Below are 6,837 nucleotides of genomic sequence, written 5' to 3' on the forward strand. Positions count from 1 at the left end.
CCGCTTTTTATCCCCTTAAAAGGGGAGGCGCATACCCACGATTTTTCGGTAAAAATCAAAAATAAAATCAATTCTTATCCAGAAATTATCAATTATTCTTCCCTGTTCCCTGTTCCCTCTTTTGGAGGAGATGTCTAATGATGAATTTTAGACTAGGCAATGTTTTTCCCACTGTTGCCTGTTGCCTGTTGCCTGTTGCCTGCTATATAAAATTCTTCAGTTTACCCATCATAAATATAATGAATATATTTTCCAAAAATTCTGTACTTGTGCCCATAGATTTTTCCGATGAATCTGTTGAAGCGATTGATGTAGCTCTAGAATTTGTTCGAGATCCTTCTTATTTATGGATTCTTCACGTACTGCCTCGCCTCAATCCTACTGAACCAGGAGTCAGGTGGCATACTGTCGATGACCAGAGTCGTAAACAGCATATCGAAAAAGTATTTCACGAACAAATTCAAGGTGCTAAATATGAAGGTATTAATTTTAGTGTGGCGATCGGAACTCCTAGCTCAGAAATTTTGGATTATGCTCAGGAAAAAAAAGCAGAGTTGATCGTCATTCCTTCCCAAGGAAATAGTGGTCTTGGTCGATTTTTACTGGGATCGGTTGCTGAACGAATTGTCAGGTATTCTCATTGTCCTGTTTTAGTTCTACGAAATTGATATACTCTCTAGTGGTCATATACAGTCCGGCTGATTAGTTATTGTATGAGTAGAGGGAGTAGGGGAGAGTCCTTAAAAATATGAATGGTGGGACGAAGCAGGGATACTTCTTCAAATATCTACATTTTAGAGAAGAGGCGCAAGTTTGATAACTTTATAGCCCGATATGATATCAGACATGGAGATTCTTCTGAAAGCAGGATTCTTGGTTTGTGTTCCGCAAGACTACGCCAATATTAAGTCCAATTTTTCGGTAAATTAAAAACTAGATTTTACCTTCAATTAGAAAAATCTGGTTTATTTAAATTTTGATATTATTTATTAACTTTAATTAAGAGGACTAACCTAAATGATTCGTTAGGAGATTAGAATAATTATATAGAGTTATCTCGATCAAATAGGGGAGTAGGAAATATGTTAAGAACTCCTACATTTCATGTCAATCAATACCAAGCATTATTCCAAAATCTCAAGCAAACTATTCTATATTGGCTGAAATCTTTTTGGAAATTTAGTCTCTTTTATGGTAAGTACACAGCTTCTCCACCTTGGCAAAAAACCATTGATATAAATTGACATAATCAGGGTTTGCTGAAAAAGTCTTTTAGTAGGAGGAGGAGACAGGAGACAGGATAAATGGTAATTATGGAAGAGGTAGTCGGAAAACTGTCCCTTAAATTTTCTGCCATAATAATCTCAAAATACTAGCTTTGTGCAGCTCTTTCCACTGAAAAGCTGAAACTTTTTGAGACCAAAAAATTCTACAACCAATATTTAGTCAATGCTTTGATATTTAGTCAGCAAGCCTTAATTAACTATGGTTTTTAGAACGGTTAAATAACCTTGATCACCTATCGATTTTTGGATTAAATATCAAAGTCAACCTGTTGAGCCTAATTATCAAAAACCTTAATCATTTTCAGAACTTTATATTAGGCTCCTTACTTTCCTTTAAGATTATTTTGGTTGGTATTACAGGTCAAACAACTAAATATTTCTAGTAAATGATAGCTGGTATTTTAATTTTAGCAATACCTACACTTAAATGAACAGGAGCAATTAGTTTGGAGTATTGCTCCTGGAATTAACTACTAATCTTGAAAATCTGCGAGGTTAAAAGCTTTCATACTTTATTGTTGCTTGATTAACCCAATCAACATCAGTATTGAAGCTAACTTTTATTCTTAGAAGAAACCTAAAGCTTCTCTAGTGCGACGTCCAACAATTCCATCTGGCCTTAAGCCATGATCGCGTTGGAATTCTTTAACTGCACGCTTAGTCTTAGGGCCAAAGTAGCCTGTTGCACGATGATGATGAAAATAGCCCATCATTCCTAATTGGTGCTGCAACTTAGATACTTGATGTCCGCGACTACCATAGCTCAAATAATATCCACGACGACGGCGATGTCCCTTATAAGAAGCATGACGATACTTGGGACGATAATAATCTTTGCCATAATAGCCACGACCATAACCACAAGGATTCCTATGGTGACATGCAGCAGCAGAATTAGCAGTCGCGCTAATAGCACCTAGAATAGTAGCTGCTGATAGAAGACCCATCATACCTAATGTAGAGAACTTTTTCCAGTTAACTCCTTTAAAGGTAGGCTCAACTATAGAACTTTCTTCGGCGGTAGCTAGATGGGAATATGCTAGTGTTTCCATAACTCCTCTGATGAGTAATGTTTTACAACTTTTTTTTACTAAGTGTCTTACCCACTTAATCTTATAGAATTTTGGGTTTCTTTTGCAGTGCGACACTCAATAAAAGTAAATTTAATTTTACTAGAGCCTGAATTTAGGCAATTAACAACTAAGGAAATCTTATGATTTCCTTTGTTGCATTACTAAGTTACCATGTTAGGTAAATTGTTTATGCAGAATATTCAAGAAATTTTAAAGGTCTACAATTTTCAAATACATTGAAGACCTTGAGTCTATTAAAAACTTTAGTAGCAGTCACCACCGTAGCCACCGTAGCCACCACCGTAACTACTACCATAGCGACCATAACCACCACGACGACCATAGCGACTGTAGCCACCATAGTTACCATAGGAACGGCTATAGGAGCGACTAACAACTTTTTTATAATAATGGCCAGAGGTACGACCATAGCTACCATAACGACCAGAACTACCATAGCCACCATAGCCACCATAGCTTCCATAGCTTCCACCACCATAATAAGCAGAAGCAGAATCAGCAGTTACGTTCATGCCTACAGCTAGAGTCGCAGCAGATAATAAACCCATTGCTCCAACGCTAGATAGCTTTTTGAAATCTACACAAGCAGTAAACTCTTTATTTGCAGAGTCTTCTTCGTTGAAAGCTAAATGGGAAAATGCTAATATTTCCATGAATTCCTCTGTTTAGTTAAATTAAATGAAATCCCGTATAAACAGGAGCTTTACCTAAATATAACAGTTATATCCCGATCGGCCTCTGAAGCTGGGCAGTACATAGGACATAAAAGTTATTTTTGGAGTTTGCTAGATGCACGAAATGTGCCAAAACTTTTCCAATAAGCTTTAATTTAGCATATCTACAATATCACAAAAATTACACTACTTCAGTTAAATTGTCAAAAAAATTTGCTTGCCCTTGAATCAATACTATAGGTGGACTTTTTTGCCGAACAAAATTTAACCTAAGACTAGACTTAAAATGGTTCTATCATGGCTAAAAAATTAAAAGCAAGTTTGTTTATAAATAAAAATAGAAATCTCATATTTTGAAAAACAATATTAAGTTTGATTTCTTGAAACCTAGATCCAATTATTGGAAGCTCTTACCCTATATTTATGACCATTGGCCTACCATCGTCAAAGCATTAGGTTGTACGTTGGCCTTTACAATTTTCTGGCCGATTTTAGCATGGCTATTGGGTGAAATGGCAGGTCATATTGGTCGGGGAGATGTAGGAGCGATCGCTCAACTAGCAGGTCTTGCAGCTATTATTTTCCTCGTTAAAGGAACTGTGCAGTATGGTCAAGATACCCTAATGGCAAAAGCAGCTTTTACTATTGCTCTAGATTTGCGGAAGGAAGTTTATTCTCATTTACAAAAACTCAATATTAGTTACTTTGAAAAATCAAAAACAGGAGATCTTTCTTATCGACTTACAGAAGATATTGACCGTACTGGAGAAGTTGTAAATAAATTTTTTCACCAATTTGTTCCTTGTATTTTACAGTTAATAGTTGTGCTGGGTTACATGACTTATCTCAACTGGCCATTGACTGTTGCTACTTTGTTAGTTGCACCGTTAATGGCATTGTTAATAGGTTGGTTTGGAGAGCTATTACTTTCTTTTTCTCACAAAAGTCAAGACCGGATTTCTAATTTATCAGCTTTAATAATAGAGGTATTTAATGGTATTAGAATAGTACAAGCATTTGCTGCTGAGGAATATCAAATTGCCATATTTTCTGTAGAGGCTGAACAAAATCGACAAGCAAAATACATGGCAGAAAAGATTAAAGCACTCCAGTTTGTAGTAGTTGGTTTTTTGGAAGCAATGAGTGTGGCTTTTTTGTTTTTTTTGGGGGCATGGCAAATATCTGAAGGAAACTTGTCTGGAGAAGGTTTTATTAGTTATTTAACAGGTGTGGCTTTGTTAATCGATCCGATTTCTTTAACAACAAGTAATTATAGTGAGTTTAAACAAGGAGAAGCATCTTGTGACCGGATTTTTGAACTATTAAATATCCAACCTCAAGTTACAGAAAAATCAGATGCTATTGCTCTTCCTCCGGTAGTTGGAAAGGTAGAATATAAAAATGTATGTTTTTCTTATCAGTCAGAAAAAAAGGTTTTAACAAATCTAAATTTGTTGGTAAATTCAGGAGAAATAATTGCTTTGGTAGGAGCTTCTGGAGCAGGTAAAACTACACTGGCAAATTTGTTACCTAGATTTTATGATGTTCAGTCAGGGGAAATATTAATTGACGATATAAATATCAAAGATGTTACTCTTACAAGTCTCAGAAGACAAATTGGAATTGTACCTCAAGAAGTAATTTTATTTTCAGGAACTATCTCTCAAAATATTGCTTTTGGTCAGTTAGATTATAATATTGATGCAGTAAAAAAAGCAGCTAAAGTTGCTAATGCTCATCAGTTTATTACTAAGCTGCCAAAAGGTTATCAAACTTGGGTAGGAGAAAGGGGTTTGAATTTATCTGGAGGACAAAGACAAAGAATAGCGATCGCTCGTGCAATACTAGAAGACCCGAAAATATTAATATTAGATGAAGCTACTTCTTCTCTTGACTCTGAATCTGAGTTTTTAGTACAAGAAGCTTTAGAAAGATTGATGCAAGGAAGAACTGTATTTATTATTGCTCATAGACTAGCTACTGTACGTCGTGCTAATCGGATTTTGGTTATGGACAATGGTGAAATATTAGAATCAGGAACTCACACAGAATTGTTAGAAAAGGGTACACTTTACGCTCGTTTTTATCAGCAACAGTTTAGTTAATATCTTTTCAAGAATTTAGAATTTAGAATTTAGAATTTAGAATTACCTCTTTCAGTATTGAGAGTGTGAATTCCCGTGGGTCATTTCAATTATCAGTATCTCATGGAATAGGGAGGTTGGAAATACTGAATTTTCTTTTTCAGCAAAAGGATAAAAAACAACCACCTTGTTTTAATAAATGTAAACAAATAAACTTCTTTAGTGGCAGCTTTAATCTACTTACGTTAAATTTTAGGTTATAGGGTAAGAGTAAGTATTAGGTCGATGCCTGTTACTTTCAAGTTTAAAGTTAAAGCTAATAAAACTTAATAATTAGCAATAGACGAAGTAATCTGAGTAGATCAATTTATTTTGGGAAAATATACGGGTTTATGCCCTTCAATTAAGAGGGAAAAATTGAAGAAATGGAGAAATCATAATCACTCTATAAAGTGATAAAAAATCTGGGGAAACTCTACTAAAAAATAACAAAATTAAAATTAGAAGTATCTCAGAAGGAGAAAAATACGATGATGGAAATTATACCTCTAGCAAATCAGAACATCATTGGTCTTAGTATTGATGGTAAAATTGAAATAAGTGACATTGAAAAAGTGAAAAATTTAGTTGAGGAAAGATTAAAATCTCAACCTAAATTACGAGTTTATGTTGAAGTTAAAAGTTTTCAAGGAATATCTATGGAAGCTTTATGGGAAGACTTAAAATTTGGTCTGGGACATATGAAATATTTTGATAAAAAAGCAGTTGTATGTGATGCAGCTTGGGTAAATAAGTTGACTACTGCTAGTAATAAAATTTTTAGCAATATGACCCATATAGAAGTAAAATGTTTTTCTTGGTCAGAAAAAGAGCAGGGTTTAGAATGGATAATAATTGACACTCCACGAACTAAAATTGCGTAGATTCTGTTTTGCTCCGTGACATGAAAAACGTCAATTTTGGGAAACAAAGATTGTTAAGATAGGGGATAAATTTACCTGTCTGAATTTTTCAGTAAACTGATGAAAAATTATGCTAAATTTCTTATGCCAAATTTTGTCAAAGTTAGGGTAAGCATTCAGCTATCAGCTATCAGCTATTAATTTATTACTTTTTGAGCAGGAATTAGTATTGATAGATTTAAGTATAATTAAAAGTATTGGAAAAAACTGACGTTGATGAGGGAGAGTGTATATTCATTATTTATGAAAAATCTAAAAGCTGAGTGCTAATAACTGAATGGTTACAAGTTAGGAATAGAGTGATTTTGACATCCTCTCCTCCCTAAAGGCGAGGAGATTCCTATCCACCTAATAGTCATCCAAATCAAATAAAGATAACTGCATAGGTTCAAAGTGGGTTGACGTTTTGCTTCGCATAGCTGTCGCTAACACAGGCTGCTGCTACTTTGACAGTAGTCTTATGCTTGCCTCCGCGCCCGTTTAATGTCTCGGACTGCCCGCCCGCGACTAATATATTTATTGCTGCGTTGTGGTCTCTATCATGTGTGGTTTCACAGTTTAAACACTGCCACTCACGAATTGACAAATCTAATTTGCCTCCACGAAAACCACAACATGAACAAATTTGACTGGTTGGTTGCCAACGATTAATGACTCTAAATTCTCTACCGTATTTTTCTGCTTTGTTATAGTCGATGTGGCGTATTACCGCCCGCACCTCTACTTCAAAACCCTGC

At 35.1% G+C, this 6,837-nt stretch carries 7 protein-coding genes; 4 read left to right on the top strand and 3 right to left on the bottom strand.

The genetic code is table 11. From position 1 onward, the window contains the following. Positions 1-137 precede the first annotated feature (137 nt). Together AC3DU7_RS20675 and AC3DU7_RS20680 are read left to right on the top strand one after the other, a co-directional pair. Positions 138-668 carry a universal stress protein gene (locus AC3DU7_RS20675; RefSeq protein ID WP_488041186.1) on the top strand — a complete coding sequence of 177 codons (531 nt, stop codon included), beginning with the start codon at positions 138-140 and terminating at the stop codon, positions 666-668. A gap of 414 nt (positions 669-1,082) precedes the next feature. Further along, a complete protein-coding gene (locus AC3DU7_RS20680) occupies positions 1,083-1,244 on the top strand; it encodes a hypothetical protein (RefSeq protein WP_488041187.1) in 162 nt (53 codons plus the stop codon). Between the two features lie 608 nt (positions 1,245-1,852). Here the strand turns inward: AC3DU7_RS20680 and AC3DU7_RS20685 are convergent. Continuing rightward, positions 1,853-2,338 (bottom strand): peptidoglycan-binding domain-containing protein, encoded by a 486-nt coding sequence (locus AC3DU7_RS20685; protein ID WP_488041188.1) that lies wholly within the window; start codon positions 2,336-2,338, stop codon positions 1,853-1,855. A 284-nt stretch (positions 2,339-2,622) separates the two neighbouring features. Further along, complete coding sequence (locus tag AC3DU7_RS20690; protein WP_488041189.1) at positions 2,623-3,033, bottom strand: hypothetical protein; 411 nt, start codon at positions 3,031-3,033, stop codon at positions 2,623-2,625. A 401-nt stretch (positions 3,034-3,434) separates the two neighbouring features. On the opposite strand from AC3DU7_RS20690, the gene AC3DU7_RS20695 reads away from it, so the two are divergent. Both AC3DU7_RS20695 and AC3DU7_RS20700 read left to right on the top strand, forming a co-directional pair. Next, positions 3,435-5,159 carry an ABC transporter ATP-binding protein gene (locus AC3DU7_RS20695; protein ID WP_488041190.1) on the top strand — a complete coding sequence of 575 codons (1,725 nt, stop codon included), beginning with the start codon at positions 3,435-3,437 and terminating at the stop codon, positions 5,157-5,159. Positions 5,160-5,668: 509 nt separating this feature from the next. Next, positions 5,669-6,061, top strand: coding sequence for a SpoIIAA family protein (locus tag AC3DU7_RS20700; protein ID WP_293166288.1), 393 nt, complete (start codon positions 5,669-5,671; stop codon positions 6,059-6,061). A gap of 427 nt (positions 6,062-6,488) precedes the next feature. Here AC3DU7_RS20700 and AC3DU7_RS20705 read toward each other — a convergent pair whose 3' ends face one another. Next, the gene (locus tag AC3DU7_RS20705; RefSeq protein ID WP_488041191.1) at positions 6,489-6,818 is read right to left on the bottom strand and encodes a zinc ribbon domain-containing protein; all 330 of its coding nucleotides are present in this window, start codon (positions 6,816-6,818) and stop codon (positions 6,489-6,491) included. Positions 6,819-6,837: the final 19 nt, after the last annotated feature.

It is taken from the genome of Okeania sp. (assembly GCF_983059655.1).

What these genes read in the sequence shown, in the direction of transcription:
- AC3DU7_RS20675 (WP_488041186.1), top strand. Translation starts at nt 138, where the DNA reads ATGATGAATTTTAGACTAGGCAATGTTTTTCCCACTGTTGCCTGTTGC.
- AC3DU7_RS20690 (WP_488041189.1), bottom strand. Translation starts at nt 3,033, where the DNA reads ATGGAAATATTAGCATTTTCCCATTTAGCTTTCAACGAAGAAGACTCT.
- AC3DU7_RS20680 (WP_488041187.1), top strand. Translation starts at nt 1,083, where the DNA reads ATGTTAAGAACTCCTACATTTCATGTCAATCAATACCAAGCATTATTC.
- AC3DU7_RS20700 (WP_293166288.1), top strand. Translation starts at nt 5,669, where the DNA reads ATGATGGAAATTATACCTCTAGCAAATCAGAACATCATTGGTCTTAGT.
- AC3DU7_RS20685 (WP_488041188.1), bottom strand. Translation starts at nt 2,338, where the DNA reads ATGGAAACACTAGCATATTCCCATCTAGCTACCGCCGAAGAAAGTTCT.